Origin of the sequence: Photobacterium sp. GSS17 (assembly GCF_028621875.1) — a bacterium.
Lineage (GTDB): Bacteria > Pseudomonadota > Gammaproteobacteria > Enterobacterales > Vibrionaceae > Photobacterium > Photobacterium ganghwense.
In genome coordinates, this window is record NZ_CP117518.1 from 680,472 (window position 1) to 700,111 (window position 19,640).

The following is a 19,640-nucleotide window of genomic DNA, read 5'->3' on the forward strand; positions in this document are numbered from 1 at the left end:
AAGAACGACAAAAGTGGATGACTTCATCCTTTATTGGCGGGAAGCCTGACTAACAAAAAAATAAGGAAATAATGATGACACATCTCAAGCAACTGTCTCACGCACTCACGATCCCTCTTCTGACTGGGTTGGCATTACTGAGCTCTGGATCCGTCTGGGCGCATCCCGGACATGATGAATTATTGGAAAACAGCAGCCTGATGGCGGGATTGCTGCACCCGCTGACCGGATTTGATCATCTGGTCATGCTGATCGGGGTTGGCTTTATCGCATCTCAGATGGCACAGCGCTCACATGCCGTTCGGGTGATGGTGTCAGCCATTGTTCTGTTGCTTGCTGGCATGGCGATGGGAGCCTTGAGCGGGTTTGCGACAGGCATAGAAGCGATGATCCTTGCGTCTGTCGGCGTTGCAGCCGTGGCGTTGTATCGCCGCCAGGGAGTTGCATCTACCTTGCTATCTACACTGGCGGTATCACTGGTGCTGTTTCATGGCTGGGCTCATGGCCTTGAAGCCAGTGGTAATGCGCTGGCAGGATTTGCCACAGGCATGATCGGCAGTGCCTCGTTACTAATCAGCACCGGCTATCTGCTTGGCCGTAAAGTGAGCCCGAAATGGCAGAGTGCAATGGTAGCAGTCAGTGGCGTGGTGCTTGTCCTGGCCGGTTAATTGACGGATTCACGCGATGACAGAGTGCACGCAAACACTTTCAAATTTTCGCTTGTATCAGCTGATTAGTCCGTCACTACCTATTGGTGCGTTTACTTATTCGCAAGGGTTAGAGTGGGCAATCGAAGCTGGATGGGTAAGTGACAATGTCACTTTAGAAGGCTGGCTGTTGGATGTTTTGCATCACAGCCTGGTGACCCTTGAGCTGCCAATTCTCAGGCGGTTATATCAGGCTGTTACTGTTCAGGATGACGAGCAAGCCAGGCGATGGAATGAATGGTTATTAGCCAGCAGGGAAACGATGGAACTTCGGCAGGAAGAGTTACAGCGAGGGCGGGCAACCGCCCGCTTACTGGAGCAACTGGATCCCGCATTAACTCAGGAACAGATTCAGCTCGTAAGAGATTCTCAACTGGCTGGATTTGCACTGGTTGCTACCCGGTGGGGCATCAGCACAGAAGCGTTATGTGCCGGCTATCTCTGGAGTTGGCTGGAAAATGCCACGATGGCGGGAGTGAAGCTGATCCCGCTTGGGCAGACCGCGGGACAGCAGATTCTGATGACGGTATCCGAGCATTTATCGGATGCTGTGACCGCATCACAGTATGTGGCTGACCATGAGATAGGGAGTTTTACACCGGCTCAGGCCATTGCCAGCGCTCGTCACGAAACCCAGTACACCCGACTCTATCGATCTTAAGGAAGCAATCATGAATCAATCACATTCACCGTTACGAATCGGTGTTGGGGGGCCTGTTGGCTCCGGAAAAACGGCTTTGCTTGAAGTGTTGTGCAAGGCAATCAGGGACCGGTACAACATTGCTGTCGTGACCAACGATATTTATACCCAGGAAGATGCAAAAATTCTGACCCGGGCGCAAGCGCTGGCCGCAGACAGAATTATCGGGGTGGAAACCGGAGGGTGTCCGCATACCGCAATTCGTGAAGATGCATCCATGAACCTGGCTGCTGTTGAGGAACTGTGTGCCCGGCATGAAAACCTAGATATCGTCTTTATCGAAAGCGGCGGTGATAACCTCAGTGCGACTTTTAGCCCTGAGCTGGCGGATTTGATGATTTACGTGATCGATGTCGCGGAAGGAGAGAAAATTCCGCGTAAAGGCGGGCCGGGTATTACCCGATCAGATCTGTTGGTGATTAATAAAATCGACCTCGCGCCCTATGTTGGTGCATCTTTGACCGTGATGGATCAGGACACCGCGAGAATGCGGCCAAATAAACCTTATGTTTTTACAAATTTGAAACAAGGGGAAGGTCTACCAGAGATAATTGATTTTATTATTACTAGGGGAATGCTTAGTTAATTTTCTTATGAAATAAAGCGCATTAATATAAACAGAAAGCAGATACGAATTATTCCTATCTGCTTTTTTTCTTTTTAAACCACTTACTGGTTGCGCATTTTTAGTGAGCTTAATGCATTATTTTTGTGCAAGTTTCGTTGAAAAGGCTGGATAAATTTAATCTTTATTCAGTCTCCCACCACTATAAACGCTGAATTTAAATAATTATTCAGGGTGTTCTAAAGTTGGCATTTAATATGCTCATCAAAATATAACAATACTGACACATTTGATGGTTAAGGTCGTTGCATTTTATAAGTGTGATTCTATGCAGGAATATTTGGTACGACCATTAATTCCCCTGGTTGATATATCTATGTGCCTGTGTTCTTATAATATTTATGCAATAGAAAAGTCACCCAAGTGTCTTTTTAGCTCGCTAGGATGCAACAAAGATTAGAAACTGAACTGACATTCGGTTCACGTTGGTTAGTGGCCCTTAATGGCAATGATAGGCAAGCAATTGTAGTTAAGGGTTTTTTATCATCATCATGATGGAAATGGAGTCTTCTGTAATGAGTAAAACAGCATTAGTAACTGGCGCTAAAGGCGGTATTGGTTCTTCTATCACTCAAGGATTGGTCGAAGCGGGCTATCGTGTTATTGCAACTTATTTCCCTAATGGTGAAGCAAAAGCCAAAGAGTGGTTTAAGGAAAATAATTATTCAGAGGAACAGGTTCGTTTATTCCCTCTGGATGTGACGGATACGGCGTATTGTAAAGAAGCTTTAACAACTTTGTTGCAAGAGGAAGGCAAGATTGATGTACTTGTTAACAACGCCGGAATCACTCGCGACACCACATTTAAGCGTATGACCAAAGAGCAATGGGACGAAGTGATCACCACTAACCTGAACAGTCTCTACAACGTCACACATCCTCTGTTCGCTTCAATGTGTGATCATGGTAATGCTCGCATTATCAATATCTCTTCGGTGAACGGTCTTAAAGGCCAGTTTGGCCAGACAAACTATTCTGCGGCAAAAGCAGGCATGATTGGTTTTACTAAGGCACTGGCAGCAGAAGGCGCGCGCTTTGGTGTTACCGTCAACGCAATTGCTCCTGGGTACACAGGCACTCCAATGGTTGAAGCCATCAAGCCTGAAGTGCTGGACAGCATCAAAGCAGAAATTCCGATGAAACGTCTGGCTGCACCGGCAGAAGTTGCCGCAGCGGTTGCATTCCTGGCAAGTGATGCCGCTGCCTACATTACCGGCGAGACACTGTCGGTAAACGGCGGTCTGTACATGCACTAATTGACACATTCGATTGAGTAAGGACGCTAAGCACTATGTCAAAAGTTTATATTGTTGCAGCTAAACGTACGCCTATTGGCAGTTTTAACGGCGCGCTGAAATCTGTTTCAGCGGCACAACTGGCTGCTACAGCAATCAAAGCCGCTCTGGAAGAAGCGAAAGTTGCACCAGAGCACCTGGATGAAGTGATTCTGGGTAACGTAGTTGGTGCAGGTCAGGGCATGGGTCCTGGTCGTCAGGCAGCCCTGTATGCAGGCGTGCCAAATGAGGTCCCTGCTTATACTTTGAATATGGTTTGTGGCTCCGGGATGAAAGCAGTCATGGATGCAGCGGCGCATATCAAAGCTGGCGATGCGGATCTGGTTGTTGCGGCGGGTGCCGAGAACATGTCTCAGATTCCTTTCTGTGTGCCGGGCTCTTCCATCCGTGATGGTCAGAAGATGGGTAACCTGCAATTGTCTGACCTGCTGATTGCTGATGGTCTGACAGATGTATTTAACAACTACCACATGGGCGTAACGGCTGAAAACGTGGTGGAGAAAGTTGGCCTGACGCGTGAGCAGCAGGATAACTTCGCACTGGCCAGCCAGCAGAAAGCCGTAGCGGCCATTGAGCAAGGTAAATTTGTTCAGGAAATCGTTCCGGTTGAAGTGACAGTACGTCGCCAGACCACTGTTGTCGATACGGATGAGTATCCAAAAGCGGATGCAAGCATCGAAGGGCTGGCCAAACTACGTCCTGCATTTAAGGCTGAAGGCGGTTCTGTCACAGCGGGTAACGCATCAGGCATCAATGACGGCGCAAGTGCGATTATCGTCGCTTCTGAAGCTGCCGTTGCTAAATACGGTCTGACCCCGCTGGCTGAAATTGAAAGCTACGCACAAGCAGGTATTGCCCCGGAAATCATGGGTCTTGGCCCTGTGCCGGCGGTACAAAAAGCCCTGGTGAAAGCAGAGTTGTCTATTAATGACATCGGTCTGTTCGAATTCAACGAAGCGTTTGCCGGTCAGGCGCTGGGTGTCCTGCATCAGCTGGCTGATGATCTGGACGTTCAAGTGGAAGATCTGGCGGAACGTTCAAACGTAAATGGTGGTGCGATTGCACTGGGTCACCCTCTGGGCGCATCCGGCAACCGTATTATTGTCAGCCTTCTTCATGAAATGCGCCGTCGTGGTACAGAGCATGGCCTTGCCACCCTCTGTGTTGGTGGCGGCATGGGTACGGCAATCGTACTCAAAAACGTTTAATTAGATAGGCATTCAAACTAGTGCTCGGTTTGAATCATGGCCCGGGCACAACATTCATTACTTGGCATGAAGGAAACAAGCTATGTATACGGAAATGTTCAAATCTTTCTCTGAGCAGACTGAGAAAACTCTTGCACCATACGTTAAGTTCAACAAAGTGTTCACGAAGAACGTTGAAGAACTGACTGAACTTCAACTGGCAGCCGTTCGTGCTTATAGCGATCTGGGCCTGTCTCAGCTTAAAGCTGTGAGCGAAGTGAAAGATGTTCAGTCTTTCGCTGCTTTCAACAGCCAGCAGCTGGAAACGCTGACTAAGCTGTCTCAACAGCTGATCGACGACAGCAACAAGTTTGCTTCTATCGCTCAGTCTTTCAAGACAGAAGTTGATGAGCTAGTTGCTGAAAATGTAAAGCAAGTCAACCCAGCGTAATTCAAATGACCACTCAGCCGCTCCCGTTCGGGAGCGGCTTTATTAGTCCCGATATAGAGGTCATTGTAATGAACCAGAACTTCTTTACGGACTACTTTGCCAAGCTCCAGGAACTCAACCAGGCATGGTGGAAGGAGATGGATTCAGGCAAGGCAGCCATGAATACGCCTTTAAATAAAGCCCTCAATGAAGTCAGCCTCGATGACACGGCCAAGTTTATGGAAAAGGCCGCTGCGCAACCGGCAGTGCTCGCACAGCTTCAAATGGAGTGGTGGGAAAATCAGATGCAGATCTGGCAAAACGTCACGATGAAAAGTGACAATGAGCCGGATATTGTCCAGCCGGAAAAAGATGACAAACGTTTTGTTGACCCTGCGTGGGAAAATGAGGCGTTTTATAATTTCATCAAGCAGTCATATTTGTTGTTCAGCAACAAGATGAAAGAGACGATCGATTCGATCGACGGGCTGGATGAAAAAGCAAAAGAGCGCCTGGGTTTCTTCTCGCGCCAGGCCATTAATGCCCTGTCACCAACGAATTTCATTACCACCAACCCGGAATTGGTAAAGCTGACCGTTGAAACAAATGGTGCGAACCTGGTGAAAGGCATGGAGCTGCTGCAACAGGATATTCAATCCAGTGCGGATGTGCTTAAAATCCGTATGACTGATGATTCTGCGTTCGAGCTGGGTAAAGACGTTGCAAATACACCGGGTGAAGTGGTTTATAAAAACCACCTGTTTGAGCTGATTCAGTACAAGCCGCTGACAGAAAAAGTGAATGCCACGCCATTACTGGTAGTACCGCCTTTCATCAACAAGTACTACATTCTCGACCTGCGTGAGAAAAACTCGATGGCGCGTTGGCTGGTAGAGCAGGGACACACGGTATTTATGATGTCGTGGCGTAACCCGGATGCCAGCATGTTTGATGTCGACTTTGACGATTATGTCGTTGACGGTGTCGTTAAAGCGGTCGATGTTGTTGAAGATATTACTGGTGTCAGCGAAATGAACGCCGCAGGTTACTGCATTGGTGGTACATTGCTGGCAACTGCATTGGCGTACTACGCTGGTAAGCGCATGCGTAGCCGCATCAAATCCGCGACGTTCTTCACAACGTTGCTGGATTTCTCTCAACCGGGAGAAATCGGTGCGTACATCAATGACCCGATCATTTCGGCCATTGAGGCACAGAACGAAGCGAAAGGTTACATGGATGGTCGTTCATTGAGCGTAACGTTCAGTCTGCTGCGTGAAAACAGCCTTTACTGGAACTACTACGTCAATAACTACCTGAAAGGCAACAGCCCAATCGATTTTGATTTGCTGTACTGGAACGGTGACAGTACCAATATCGCCGTAGCATGTCACAGCACATTGTTGCGTCAGTTCTATCTGGAGAACAAACTGGTCGACCCTAAAGGATTTAAAGTACGTGGTGTGTATATTGATCTGTCGAAGATCAAGATCCCGACTTACTTTATTTCGACACAGGAAGACCACATAGCGCTCTGGCAGGGAACTTACCGTGGGGCACGTAACCTAGGCGGCAAGATGACGTTTGTTCTCGGTGAATCCGGCCATATTGCTGGCATTGTTAACCATCCTGCTAAAGGCAAGTACGGTTACTGGACCAGCGGTAAGGTTGTGAATGATCCGGAAGCTTGGCTGGACGGCGCTAAACGCCATGACGGTTCCTGGTGGGGACACTGGAATGAATGGCTGGCTGGGTTTGAAGAGGGTGAACCGGTCGCACCGCGTATCGCCGGAAGTGCAAACTATCCGGTACGTGGTGAAGCTCCGGGTGACTATGTTCGCCAGAAGCTGCCGATTGAAGTCTCTAATGCACTGAATGAATACCACGAAGTGCCTGAAAAGACCGACGGCTAACACGGCCAAACTAGCCATAAACTATTTTGTCACTCACATCCGTTGGCTGACAAAACTCTCAACCAGCGCTTAGGCGCTGGTTTTTTTATGTCTGCTGAAAACCTGAGTACGGATGAAGGCAAACCTATGAATAACAGCAAAACAGTGAATAACAGCAAACCAGTGGATTACGGTGAGCGAGTCCAGGGTTCTGGTGGTTACAAGAACAAGCAGACCAGATAGTAAAGTCTCTCAAAACAAGGTGATAACAATAGCTATTTTGTATTATGAAGCCCAGTCTGTATTGTGTTATCCCACGTGTAGCCTACTCATTCGTTTATTTTGTCATAGATGTAAGCCTGAAGGTCACTGGTTGAAAAGATAGAGCGTGTGCATCAAGAATCGGCTATTTACGCTGAATAATCGGGCTGGGGCAGAGCAATTCTGTTTCCTGCAAAACGGCTTTTTGTAGTTCATCATCATGCTCCAGTGCAGGGTAATTGTGTTTAACATTTTCCATGCAAAATTTTGCGGTATTGATAATAGCCATCATCTCATCCTGAGACTGGACAACTCGGGTTAAATCTCCACTTTGCTCAGCATCTGACAACATGCTCATGACGCTTTCAGCTTGTTGATACGGCGCTTTAAGACATTCACAAATATCCTTGGCGATGATGTGTGGTTCTTCGGCGAAAGAGACGGTACTGGCGACAAGTAATGAGCAGGAAACAAATGCTGTAGATGGGTTCATAATCAGCCGCAATCTGGGATTTTTATAAGTATAGTCATTCAGCTGTTGATACATTTGGTAGTAGCGTCACACAAGGCAAATTTTTTCTCTTATAGAGTAAAATGTCATAAGTATTTACGGACTGGTATAAATCTGTCTATAGAAAATTAAGTATAAGAATATTCACTATTTTTCTTTTGTATCCGCATAAGTCTGTTTCAATACTCACCCATTAGAATTTTTCCTATCTACCTGATATGTAATGGCATTCATGGTTGTGGGCAATATTGTGCTGGCAAAGTGGCGCAAAGGTTGTATTTTTTTTGCGACAAAAACTTCATGGCTGTTTTCTATACTCAGTTCGTTCAATGTGAAGTAAATCACGCTCCGGTAAATCACAGACAGCTTTCGAGTCGCGCTATGAACACGACAGTTTCTCGAATACAGCCAGTCAGGGTGGTGCGATAAAACCAAAAACGGAGTCGTGACTGTCATTGGGGGACGCTATGATGATGTCGTTGAGGGGATGGATTTGCTTTACCTCAGCCTCATGCCTGATGTGTGCACCAATGTGGGGACTGGCGCAAGAGCAGGATGCCGAAGCATCACTGAGTAGTCGGATCTCTGCAGAAATGTCCGGTGCCGTATCAGATCTGATGGTAATGGCGAGCAATGTCAGGGTAGACAAGGTTGATAAGAAAGTACGATCGCAGTTGGATTCTGCATCGTCTTCGGGTATTCGTTTTAATGGCCTGTCTGACCGTGCGTCGTCAAATCGTGCGACATTACGTTATGACCCGTTTTCTTTGTATTCTTTGCCGGTCAATTCTGAATTAGCCGTCTATAACGATACGGCATTGGACGGAGACTCGTCGTCAGCCATCGGCGGCTATGTGCGAGTAGATAACAAGTCAATGGGTAAACCACGTGGCCTGAATACGTCCAAAGAGCAGGAACACAGCGGCTATTCGCTGACACTGGGGGGCGATTACCTATTTCGGGAAAACTATCTGTTCGGGTTGACCCTTGGGCTGCCGTTTTATCAGTCAGGTAACGAAATGAAGGATACGGAAATCGATGGATTGATTGCATCCGGTTATTTCAGTTACTTTCGGGATAACTGGTATCTGGATTTTACCGCCAGCTATGCCGTGATGGATACCGACATTGAACGCCAGGTCACCATGTATACCGATACGGTGGTTAATAACGCCAACGAAGCGGATTCGGATATCTGGGTTTTTTCACTGGGCAGCGGATACCTATTTAGCTATAACTACCTGAATATCGCGCTGGAAAGCAGTTTGCAATACACCTTATCGGATACGGATCGTTATTCTGAGAGGGTCTCAACAACCAGTTCTAATTATTTGATCACGAAAGTTGAAAACGTTGATGCGCTTGAATCGACCATGCTGATTTCCGGGTTGAGTGTATCGCATCCTTTTCGGACACCGTTTGGCGTATTTCAACCCTATGCCAAAGGTTATCTTCACTATGATATGGCCAGTGGTAATCAGCGGGTGATCTCGCAACTCAAATCCAATTATTCGGGCACGATTCTACCTATCGTCGTCGACAGTAATGACAAGGTTTATGGCCGGATGCATCTTGGGTTATCAGGGGCGTTTAACCGCGATTGGTATGGGTATGCTGAAGCCAGCAGCTTACTCTGGCATGATGATTTATCTGCATACACTTTTTCGGTAGGGGTAAGTATTGGACTGGATTAGCCATGTTTGTCATGAGCACGAATTTATTCAGACGATGCTGAATACCTCTTTGATGCCGGTATCCTGATCAGATACCGGCATTTTTGTGACTGTTATAAACATCTGTGCAACAAAGCAAAAAACCTCTCGTCCACACAAACAGTGATTTAGAGCCAAAACATTTTAACTTGTTGTTATTAAACTATATTTGGTTGCTGTTGATCACGGTTTGCATATCACGCTTTTGAGTATGGTTTCCGCCATAATAACAATCCAATCAGCATTACTTCCCCCCAATTAGGTAATGACGACCAAGGAATTTACGTGAATTTTAAAATGTCTGCTGTGGCGAAAGCCATCATGCCGCTGTGCTCTGTTTTTTTGCTGGCTGGCTGCAACAACTCATCATCAGAAAATAATCCGGGGAGTGTTGAATCCGGTAAATTAGTTGCTATCGGCGAGAATCAGGCAGCGATTTACTTTAAGAATAATGACACCGCCAAGTCATCCGTTACGCAGGAATACAGCGGATATACCCTATATGTGTGGAATGATGAAAGTTGCAGCAATTACGCAGGTACAGCAACCAGCTGGGAGAAAGGACTACCAGTCAGTGGTGTTGATGAAGAGCTGGGAGCTTACTGGGTTATTGATATCAACGATAATGCTTCACAGTGTGTGAATTTTATCCCACGTGACGCCAACAACGATAAGCCATTGGGTGATTTCAATGCCAAACTGGCGCTTTCGCAGGTGCATGCCGACGGTAACTACGTGTTTACCAAGTCTGGTATTGCGGCGGTGTTCCCTGAGTATATCCCGGCATTTCCGGCCAATACGCTTCGTCTGTACCTCAATATGGGAGAGGAAGACATTGGCGGTATGACACTCCATGCCTGGAATGATGCAAACTGCGACAGCTTTGGCGGCGACGATACGGCTTGGGACAGCGGTTTACCGCTGACTGGCTCCAGTAAGACATATGGCGGCTACTGGGATATTCCACTTAAAGCGGGCAGCCAGCAATGTGTGAATGTGATACCGCACCGTGGCGATGAAAAACCATTGGTTAGTGATTCCCGCTTGGATCTCGAAGCGGCTGCCAAAATTGGGTATGTCGCATTTACCTTCAACGGAAACGCCACTGTGTACTATCGTCCGATGGCAACCTTGCCCGCTGCCGAGCTTTCCGGTGCATCCGCTCACTGGTTAACAGGCGACATACTGGCAATGGAAGCGGGAGCCAGCCGTGTCGAGCTGCTCTATGCTGAAAACGCTGGAATCGCCTATGATGCGAACCGCCAGACATTCAATCAGGTCGACCGTGTGATTTCTGCGCATAGAGCAGGGAGCAACAGCTGGGCAACGGAGTTTCCTCACCTCAGTGAGCTGGAAAGCTGGCAGCTCGATTTTACGGACGTGGGATTGTCAGCTAAAGATCTGCTGAAAGGACAGTTGATTGCGGTAGCTTATGACAGTCAGGATAAGCCTCTGGTCATTACGCAGGTTCAGCCTGCCGGAGCGCTGGATGCTTTGTATGCTTCAACCGCAGCGAAACACACTTTCGGTGCCGTGATTAACAGTGGCGACGTCCAGTTTGCGCTATGGGCCCCAACAGCTCAGTCAGTTTCTTTGGTGAAATATGGGCAGGATAAAACCGCTCAGGCCAGTTATCCGATGCTCTTTAATCGAGAAAGCGGTGCATGGGAGCTGACATCCGGGGACTTTGCCGCAGGCGATTTTTATCGCTATAAAGTGAAAGTGTATCACCCGGTCAGCAAAGGGATCATGGAATACGAAGTGACGGATCCATACTCGTTAAGTCTGTCTCTCAACTCCGAATTCAGTCAGGTCGTGGATCTGAATGATCCGGCGTTAAAACCAGACGGTTGGGATGAGTTGAAACGCCCGGTTGCGCAGACCAATCCAAGCCGCTTTGTGATCTATGAATCTCAAGTACGTGATTTTTCTGCACTGGATGCATCCACGACCCACAAAGGGAAGTTCCTCGCGTTTACGGAATCTGACTCCGTTCCGGTTAAACACCTGAAGTCGTTGAGTGAAAGCGGAACCACACACCTCCACTTGCTGCCAATCTTTGATATCGCGACGATAAATGAAGACCCGGCGGCAACGGCGAATATCGATGCGCCATTCAGTAAGCTGTGTACGGTCAATCCTGCGGTGACATCGTCGTCATTTGGCCGCTATTGTACCAGTGGAAAGCTGATTTCAGAGGTGCTGAGCGATCTTCAGCAGGAAGACACGCCTGATAATCCGGTTGTGCAGCAACTGAACCGTTTTATCTCTGAAACTGACGGGTTCAACTGGGGCTATGATCCTTACCACTACACAGTGCCGGAAGGTTCTTACGCCACTAATGCCGAGGGTACGGCGCGTATTCTTGAGCTGCGTCAGGCCATTAAAGCCATTAAATCGCAAATCGGTATGAATGTAGTGATGGACGTGGTGTATAACCACACCAATGCTGCGGGTCCGGAGTCCAAGACTTCCGTATTGGATAAAATTGTGCCTTGGTATTATCAGCGCCTGAATCCGGTAACGGGCGGTGTTGAGAACTCAACGTGTTGCTCGAATACGGCACCTGAGCGGGCGATGTTTGAAAAACTGATTACCGACTCTTTGGTTGTCTGGGCACGGGATTACAAAATTGATTCATTCCGATTTGACCTGATGGGGCACCACCCGCTGGCGCAGATGCAGCGTTCGCTGAAAGCGGTACAGGCAGTTGATCCGAATACATACTTCTATGGCGAAGGCTGGAACTTCGGTGAAGTGGCCAACGACGCTCAGTTTATCCAGGCTACGCAGCCTCATCTGGGGGGCACAGGAATCGGCAGTTTCTCAGATCGTCTTCGTGATGCCGTTCGTGGCGGTGGTCCTTTTGACGGTGGTGAAGGAATACGCCAGAACCAGGGCTTTGGTAACGGCGCAGCGGTTTTACCCAATGAGTACAATACGGTGTCTCGTGATACCGCCCTGCACCTGTCAGATCTGACTCGCTTGGGTATGGCCGGCAACCTGAAACAGTTCCGGTTTCAGGACGCGACCGGGAAGATAATTTCCGGTGAAGAGCTGGATTACAACGGTGCTCCGGCCGGTTATGCTGTTGATCCGACCGAGATCCAGAACTATGTTTCCAAGCACGATAACCAGACATTGTGGGATAACCACCTGTACAAAATCGGCTTTGATGTAGATACGAAAACCCGCGTAAGAATGCAGGCCGTATCGCTGGCTACAGCCATGTTGGGGCAGGGTGTGCCGTTTACCCATATGGGGGTTGAACTGCTGCGCTCGAAATCCATGCAGCGTGACTCTTACGACTCCGGTGACTGGTTCAACCGCGTTGACTTTACGCTGGAAGATAACAACTGGAATAAGGGGCTGCCGCGTCAGGATAAGGACGGTGATAACTATGCGCTCATTAACAAAGTGCTGACCACCGCTGGCACCAATACTCAGCCTGACAGTGCCGATATGACGCAAATGGTCACTTTTTATAAAGAGCTGGCCAGTCTGCGTAAACATTATCCGTTGATTACACTGGGTACCGGCGCAGAAGTTGTGAAGCGGGTGGATTTTCATAACACAGGTAAAGAACAGCAGGCAGGTTTGATTGTGATGTCGATTGATAACGGCACCTCAAGCGGTGCAGATCTGGACACGGGTGTGGATGGTTTGGTGATCGTCATTAACGCAACCGGTGACACACAAATTCTGGACTGGTCAACGGATCTCACTCTGAGTCCGCTTCACACTTCAGCGTTAGCGAGTGCTGCCGCATTTGCGGACGGGCAATTGTCGGTGCCAGCCTGGACTCCGGCGGTATTTGAGATTCCCCGTGTCAATGACGTACGTGGTCTCGGTATACCGGTCGCTGCCAAATAACAGTCCATTTTTTGGTTGATAGACTGTTAAATAAAACACAAAGCCCTCATTCGAGGGCTTTTTCGATCAGCCGTGTGTTTAATGAAAACTGTTGATTCAGGTCTATCAAGACGGGATTGGCAGGGAAAAGAATCACGTCTGTTCATGATTGGTTCATTTTAGTTGCGATAGACTGCTTGCTGTACACAAATGATAGAAGGTTTGAGCTATGAAAAATGCGATTGCAAGTGTTTTTGCCCTGGTGATAGGTTTCTTTACCCTGATGTTTGCAGCGGTAATGGGGCTGTTTATCGGTGTGGCAGCCTTAATTGCCAAACCGTTTTTACAACGTAAAATGCAAGCCGCGTACGAAGACGCGGTTCAACAGCAGGCAACGTTTCAAGGGTTTACCCGCGTTTACACTGATGGCAAAACGATTGATGGTGAGTTTGAAGATATTACTCATAAACCGGCTTCTGCCCAATAAGCCATTCGAAATGAATTTCTCAACGCCAGCCATTGCTGGCGTTTTTATTATGGGGCGCACGTACAGCCATCGCGCAATACTGCCATGCAGGACAGTGGTTCGGGCGAAAGCTCATGATTGACTAGTGATAGTAAGTATTGACGCAAGTCAGAAACGCTTTCAGGTCGTTGGGCTGAATGTTAAAGCGGTAGGAATCGGCATCACTGAGTAGTTCAAAATGCCCTTTATCTTCGACAATCAGTTTGGTCAGTACGTCAAATCCCTGCTTATCACTGGTTCCTCCCAACAACACCAGCCTTGCAACAGTGTGAAGATTACCGTTTTTTCGCCAGTTCGCGGTAAAGACCTCGACCGGTGAACCGGTACGGAAATAGCGGATATTTTCAAAACCGGCAGGATGGTCAATGTCGGCTTTCAACGCCACAAAACGCTGACGAAACTGATTATCGGTGATCAGTGCCACCTGAAAGGTACTGACAAATTGTTTTTGCCGGTTTTTTTCCAGATGATATAAATCCAGTCTGCACTGATTTTCAGAAAGCTGTGTTGTACTGGTCGGTAAAACCTCTGCCTGAACCTGGAAAAAGCAAAAGTTCAGCCCCCACACCAGTACCAGAAAAAAACGACACATACATCAACCTCTGCCGCGTAACCTATGCGAGCCACCAAACAGGTGAAGAGCATCCCGCTTGTCTGCACTCTTACCTAGCATAGTGATATTCGACAAAGTGCATGTGTATCAATGGCGAAACATCCTAGCGGAGAGTTTAACGTTTCTGGTCCGTTTGGCCTTGATCGTGCCATCATGTTGATTTGGTATCGTTTACTACTGGAAGATTGTTACCAGTTACCAGTTACCAGTTACCAGTTACCAGTTACCAGTTACCAGTTATGAGCAATGACTCACGGGTTGTATGTTTTGGCTTTTACCATTCGACGATACTGGCTTGGCGTCAGTAAAAACTGCTGATGGAAGCGGGTTGAAAAATGATAGGCATCTTTATATCCCACTTGCTCGGCAACATCCTGTACTGACATTCCGACATCGCGTAATAACTGTTGGGCGGTTTCCATACGGATACGCTGCAGGTACTGGTGCGGCGTTTCGCCGACCTGATCCTTGAACTTCCGGTTAAAACTTCTCAGCGGTAACTGACAATGATCGGCGACACTCTGGGCTGTAATGGGTTTATCGAGATTTCGTTTCATCCAATCCTGCGCCAGCGCAATTGACTCATCAAACTGTAATTGGCCACCGATTTGGTAGAAAGGCTGCTGAGTCGACTTTGAAATTTCATGCCCATAATGGGTTTCAATAGTTTTGGCGATTTTCTGGCCGTACTTTTCCGCAATCAGATACAGCACCATTTCGGTTTGGGAGTTAATACTGGTGGTGCAGTAAATGCCATTGGCTGCGGTAATTGAGGCTTTTCGGTGTAACGTGATTTTCGGGTAACGTGCCGCGAACTTGTCATAATAATACCAGTGTGTGGTAGCAACTTGTCCGTCGAGCAGACCTGTTTCAGCCAGCCAGGTGACACCGGTCCCCGTGGCCATCAATTTGGCTCCTTTTCGGTAGTGGGTGCGCAGCCAGGGCACAATTTCCGGGTTATGGTGAAGGGAGCGCAGGGGGTTTCCCCACATGGGTGGCACAATCAAAATGTCAAACGTCGCTTCATCCTGATAGGTCATATCCGGCTGCAACCGTAATCCGGCCGTGGCTTCTGTCGGTGCCAGGGTTGGCGCAATCAACCGGATTGAAAAGGGGGAACGACGTTGTTCATTTCGGGCGCGAAGGCTGGCAGCACTGCTGAGCATTTCTGCGGCCAGTGATACTCCTGTAATGAGCGCCTGAGGAAAAAGTAAAAAACCAACGTTCATGCTGACTCCAATAATACGGCCAATGTTGGCGTAAATTTCAGTGATAATGGCATAGATGTCAGGTGAATGAACAGTGTAAAGTGATAATCTAGTGCCACTCCACATGAACAAGTAGGTTTAGGATGTCAAAATTACCCGTAATTGTCGGATTCGGCGGAATCAACGCTGCAGGTCGTAGCTCTGGCTTTCACAGCTACAAGCGCATGGTCGCGGATGTTTTATCCGATGCTGATATGCAGTCAACCTGGCAGGATCTGGCACACCGCATGGGGCTGTCTGATGGCACTGAACCTGATGCTGAAATCATTGAGGCCATCAAAGCTGGTACTCTGGTGCGCCGAATCGAATCTTTTGACCCTGATAACCTTCTATACCAATACAAAACCACGCTGAACAGCAGTGAAGCGATCCGTTTTAGCATGCGTAAATCCAAACTGCCTGCCGATATTCCGGCTAACTGGCAGGTGGAAGATCAGGGCAGCAAAGTCAACATTACTGTTACCGGTGAACTGAATGCGCTGCTTGAAGACCGTGTTAGTTTTCCGGTGACCAGCGGTGGCAATATTCCGTCGGGTTTTGAGCCGGGCAAGCTTTATAACTCGCGTTTCCATCCCCGTGGTTTGCAGCTGACTGTCTACGGTGCGTCAGATGCCCTCAACTCGCTGGGTATGGACTGGGAAACTGTCCTTGGCCATATTGAGCCGGATCAGGTGTCGGTGTATGCCGGCAGCGCCTTGTCTCAGATTGATGATCATTCCCTGGCGGGTATGTTGGCTGCACCACTGACCGGCGGTCGTGTCAGTTCCAAAATGATGGCGTTATCCTTTGCCGAAATGCCGGCAGACTTCATTAACGGCTATGTCATTAACAGCGTTGGCGCGACCGGAACCAATATGGGCGCATGTGCTTCTTTCCTGTATAACCTGCGCCAGGGCATGCAGGATATTCAGCAGGGCACTGCACGTGTCGCGATCGTCGGCAATGCAGAAGCGCCGGTCGTTGCTGAAGTGATGGAAGGCTTCCGAGTAATGGGCGCACTGGCGGAAGATGCTCAGCTAAAAGCGCTGGATAACAGCGATGAAGTTGACAACCGTCGTGCCTGCCGTCCGTTTTCGGATAATGCCGGTTTTACCATGGCTGAGTCCGGACAGTTTGTGGTTCTGATGGATGATGAGCTGGCACTGGAGCTTGGGGCTACGATTCACGGGGCTGTAGCGGATGTGTTCGTACATGCTGATGCCAATAAAAAATCGATTTCAGCGCCGGGTGTGGGCAACTACGTGACAGTCGCTAAAGCTGCGGCACTGGCTCAGGCCATTCTGGGTAAAGACGGCGTGAAGCAGACGTTTGTTCAGGCTCATGGTACCGGTACACCGCAAAACCGCGTGACTGAAAGCCATATTCTGAACGAAGTCGCCAAAACATTTGAGATTGATGCCTGGCCTGTAGCGGCAATCAAATCGTATGTAGGTCATTCCATGGGCACGGCTCCGGCGGATCAGCTGGTGGCTTCACTGGGCGTGTGGCAATACGGCTGGATTCCCGGTATCAAAACCATCGAAAGCATCGCCGATGATGTTCACCACTCGAACCTGAATATTCTCACCGATCATAAGTTTGCCGGTGAAAAAGGGGAAGACTATAAAGCGGTGATTATCAACGCAAAAGGTTTTGGCGGTAACAATGCTTCAGGGCTGGTTTTGTCGCCGCAACAGACCATGACAATGCTGGGCAAAAAGTACGGTGCGCAGGCAATGGCACGTTATGCTGACAAAAACGATACGGTTCGTCAGGCAGCGACCGAAAATGACCAAGCGGCATGCATCGGACAGGAGACCATCCGTTATCATTTCGGTGAAGCGGTAATGGACGAAAATTCGGTGACCCTGTGTCAAGATGAAGTGAAGCTTTCTGCGTTTGCTAAAGCGATTCCATTAATTCAGTCAAACCCTTACGCTGACTACAGCTAAGCGGTAAAAAGACAGAGGTCTGAATTTAACAAGCCGTACGTGATCGCGTACGGCTTTTTTGTCATTATTTTCTGTCACACTCAGATTGAATAACTTGGAATAATAATTCTAACGGAGAGAAGCAGTTGGCGAAGATCATGTTGATCGCAAACCTGAATTGCGATCGGGTGTTGCAATTGGAAGAACCGCTGGTAACCGGTGGACGCCATCACTATCAGGATAAAGGACGTCGGCTGGGTGGCGGTGGCGCTAATACCGGGCTGGGGCTGATCTGGGCGGGTCATCAGGTGGCATTAGTCAGCCAGGTAGGAAAAGATGAGACGGCGGATTGGCTGTTGGCTGAAGCCAGCTTGTTGGGGCTTAACTGCAGTTTGTTGCACCGCAATGACGTACCAACCCCGGAGCTGTTATTGATGATGACACCCGATGGCGAGCGAACGATCGTGCGCCCGCAACGACCACCGTTTACTCTGGATTCGCCGCCTGACTTTTCCTCTTGGGATGCGCTGTACATTAATTCATCGGCACAGGGCTGCGAACGCTGGGCACAGGCTGCGTTGCCTCATACACTGGTGATAGCACAGCTGGCAAAAGATGATCGCAGCAGACCTTGCCATGTGCTGATTACGTCACGTTCTGACTGGCAGGGCCGAACAGCGTTGACCCCTTGGGAATACGGGTTGTCGATCGCCGGTCGTTCACTGCGTTACATGGTCGTCACTGATGGCCCGCGTGGTGCCACGGTCTTTACCGCGGAAGATGTGGTTTCGGTTCCTGCTGTCGCGGCGGAAGTAGTGGATACCACTGGTGCAGGCGATGCGTTTGCTTCAGGTCTGATTCATGCTTTGGTCAGCGGGCAATCCATTGTGGAAGCGATGCGTGAAGGTGCGAAATGGGCATCATTTGCCGTCAGTACACAAAGCTCAATTCCTGGTGAAGCCTTAAAGGCATACCTGCACGCCTAAACCATGCCGATAAGCGTTGTATCGTTTTGGGTCTGTTGTATGTTACCCGATTCTGGGCAAAAAAATCCGGCATCTGAGGTGCCGGATTTTTTATTCTGATACAGAACCTGCGATGTTGCGTGTGAAAACGCTAGTACCCGTAGTGAGTGCTTTCAAAGCTGTTCAGCAGCCGGTGTACCAGATAGGTCATCAATAACGTGGCGACAATCGCAAAGACGATGCAGCCGACCCGGTACATCGCACTGTAGATCAGGTCATTGGTCGGGGTCAGGTACTGCCCGAACAAAATTCCCAGCGTTGTTAACGCGCCAAACCCGACACCGGAACCGCTGGATTCTTTCACATGCACATAGCTGAACAGCATGGTTCCTATCCATAACAGCGGAATAACAAACAGCAATAAATCTGACCAGTCGTACAACACCAGTTGTCCCAGAATACCAAATGCGACACCCAAAATTGTGCCCATGGCCCGTTTTCGCGCATAACCCAGCGCCCCGTTCCAGTTCATCGGGAACAGCAGCAGAATGGTGGTCGCTTGGGCAGACATGGAATCGTTCAAATCCAGTATCTGGAACACGACAAACGACAGGGTGGCTAACGACGCGCCCAATAACGCCTCATGGCGCATCCTGTGCGACCCTTTGGGCGAAGCCGGAGCCGTAGGCGGTTGCCTTGGCGAGACATCAGGCATTAAGAACGTGACCAGATAGGCGATGACGATTGATAATACGCTGGCGAGCAGATTCCCAAAAATCAGTTCATTCAGATCGACCGTCGGGTAACTAGCAAAATGCAGCATGATACTGAGGCTAAGGACACTGTTGGCACCGAATAAAAAGAGGCTGCCTTTCGACATACAGGCAAACTTGTAAAGAAACAGACCAAAGGCTAGCAAAGTCATGATAACGGGATGACCGCCGAACAACCCGCCAAGAATCCCCACCTCCAGGCCGCAGATAACGCCAGACGCAAGCAGTTGGCGTGCGGCATGGGCATTCATAACCGGTACCATACCCAGCAACAGCATCGGGAAGACGGTGAAAAAGACACCGTAGTTCCAGCCAAAGACTTTACTGATTGTAAAACCCAGCGTTGCCCCGGTGGCGATACGCAGACATTGTCGTAAGTCATTGTCTGTCATGGGGTGATCCCAAAGTCTCAT

General features: G+C 48.8%; 17 protein-coding genes. 13 read left to right on the forward strand and 4 right to left on the reverse strand.

Annotation, left to right across the window (positions count from 1 at the left end; genetic code table 11):
• Positions 1-74 precede the first annotated feature (74 nt).
• From PGW97_RS19450 to phaC, 7 genes are all read left to right on the forward strand, one after another.
• The gene (locus tag PGW97_RS19450; RefSeq protein WP_273860487.1) at positions 75-668 is read left to right on the forward strand and encodes a HupE/UreJ family protein; all 594 of its coding nucleotides are present in this window, start codon (positions 75-77) and stop codon (positions 666-668) included.
• A gap of 16 nt (positions 669-684) precedes the next feature.
• Entirely contained in the window at positions 685-1,368 is a 684-nt protein-coding gene (locus PGW97_RS19455) for an urease accessory protein UreF (protein WP_273860488.1), read from the forward strand.
• Positions 1,369-1,378: 10 nt separating this feature from the next.
• The gene (gene ureG / locus PGW97_RS19460; protein WP_273860489.1) at positions 1,379-1,993 is read left to right on the forward strand and encodes an urease accessory protein UreG; all 615 of its coding nucleotides are present in this window, start codon (positions 1,379-1,381) and stop codon (positions 1,991-1,993) included.
• A gap of 554 nt (positions 1,994-2,547) precedes the next feature.
• On the forward strand, positions 2,548-3,288 hold the full coding sequence (locus PGW97_RS19465) for an SDR family oxidoreductase (protein ID WP_047884440.1): 741 nt from the start codon (positions 2,548-2,550) through the stop codon (positions 3,286-3,288).
• Positions 3,289-3,323: 35 nt separating this feature from the next.
• A complete protein-coding gene (locus PGW97_RS19470) occupies positions 3,324-4,535 on the forward strand; it encodes an acetyl-CoA C-acetyltransferase (RefSeq protein WP_047884439.1) in 1,212 nt (403 codons plus the stop codon).
• Between the two features lie 82 nt (positions 4,536-4,617).
• Positions 4,618-4,965, forward strand: a complete 348-nt coding sequence (locus PGW97_RS19475) for a phasin family protein (protein ID WP_047884438.1) — start codon at positions 4,618-4,620, stop codon at positions 4,963-4,965.
• A gap of 68 nt (positions 4,966-5,033) precedes the next feature.
• Positions 5,034-6,857, forward strand: a complete 1,824-nt coding sequence (gene phaC / locus PGW97_RS19480; RefSeq protein WP_273860490.1) for a class I poly(R)-hydroxyalkanoic acid synthase — start codon at positions 5,034-5,036, stop codon at positions 6,855-6,857.
• Between the two features lie 385 nt (positions 6,858-7,242).
• On the opposite strand, the gene PGW97_RS19485 is transcribed toward phaC, so the two are convergent.
• Positions 7,243-7,590 (reverse strand): hypothetical protein, encoded by a 348-nt coding sequence (locus PGW97_RS19485; protein ID WP_273860491.1) that lies wholly within the window; start codon positions 7,588-7,590, stop codon positions 7,243-7,245.
• Positions 7,591-8,075: 485 nt separating this feature from the next.
• On the opposite strand from PGW97_RS19485, the gene PGW97_RS19490 reads away from it, so the two are divergent.
• The 3 genes from PGW97_RS19490 to PGW97_RS19500 all read left to right on the forward strand — a co-directional run bounded on the left by PGW97_RS19490 (position 8,076) and on the right by PGW97_RS19500 (position 13,659).
• Positions 8,076-9,302: an autotransporter outer membrane beta-barrel domain-containing protein gene (locus PGW97_RS19490; RefSeq protein ID WP_273860492.1), complete on the forward strand. Its 1,227-nt coding sequence runs from the start codon at positions 8,076-8,078 to the stop codon at positions 9,300-9,302.
• 315 nt (positions 9,303-9,617) lie between these two features.
• Positions 9,618-13,193 carry a pullulanase-type alpha-1,6-glucosidase gene (pulA, locus tag PGW97_RS19495; protein WP_273860622.1) on the forward strand — a complete coding sequence of 1,192 codons (3,576 nt, stop codon included), beginning with the start codon at positions 9,618-9,620 and terminating at the stop codon, positions 13,191-13,193.
• A gap of 208 nt (positions 13,194-13,401) precedes the next feature.
• Positions 13,402-13,659 carry a hypothetical protein gene (locus tag PGW97_RS19500; protein ID WP_273860493.1) on the forward strand — a complete coding sequence of 86 codons (258 nt, stop codon included), beginning with the start codon at positions 13,402-13,404 and terminating at the stop codon, positions 13,657-13,659.
• 121 nt (positions 13,660-13,780) lie between these two features.
• Here the strand turns inward: PGW97_RS19500 and PGW97_RS19505 are convergent, their stop codons facing one another.
• Complete coding sequence (locus PGW97_RS19505) at positions 13,781-14,290, reverse strand: hypothetical protein (protein ID WP_273860494.1); 510 nt, start codon at positions 14,288-14,290, stop codon at positions 13,781-13,783.
• 111 nt (positions 14,291-14,401) lie between these two features.
• Between PGW97_RS19505 and PGW97_RS19510 the strand changes: the two genes are divergently transcribed.
• Positions 14,402-14,554, forward strand: coding sequence for a hypothetical protein (locus PGW97_RS19510; protein WP_273860495.1), 153 nt, complete (start codon positions 14,402-14,404; stop codon positions 14,552-14,554).
• A gap of 8 nt (positions 14,555-14,562) precedes the next feature.
• Here PGW97_RS19510 and PGW97_RS19515 read toward each other — a convergent pair whose 3' ends face one another.
• Positions 14,563-15,540: a GlxA family transcriptional regulator gene (locus tag PGW97_RS19515; protein WP_273860496.1), complete on the reverse strand. Its 978-nt coding sequence runs from the start codon at positions 15,538-15,540 to the stop codon at positions 14,563-14,565.
• A 122-nt stretch (positions 15,541-15,662) separates the two neighbouring features.
• Between PGW97_RS19515 and PGW97_RS19520 the strand changes: the two genes are divergently transcribed.
• Positions 15,663-17,510 (forward strand): beta-ketoacyl synthase, encoded by a 1,848-nt coding sequence (locus PGW97_RS19520; RefSeq protein WP_273860497.1) that lies wholly within the window; start codon positions 15,663-15,665, stop codon positions 17,508-17,510.
• Between the two features lie 125 nt (positions 17,511-17,635).
• On the forward strand, positions 17,636-18,475 hold the full coding sequence (locus tag PGW97_RS19525) for a PfkB family carbohydrate kinase (RefSeq protein WP_047884430.1): 840 nt from the start codon (positions 17,636-17,638) through the stop codon (positions 18,473-18,475).
• A gap of 130 nt (positions 18,476-18,605) precedes the next feature.
• On the opposite strand, the gene PGW97_RS19530 is transcribed toward PGW97_RS19525, so the two are convergent.
• Positions 18,606-19,640 (reverse strand): DUF2955 domain-containing protein, encoded by a 1,035-nt coding sequence (locus tag PGW97_RS19530; RefSeq protein ID WP_273860498.1) that lies wholly within the window; start codon positions 19,638-19,640, stop codon positions 18,606-18,608.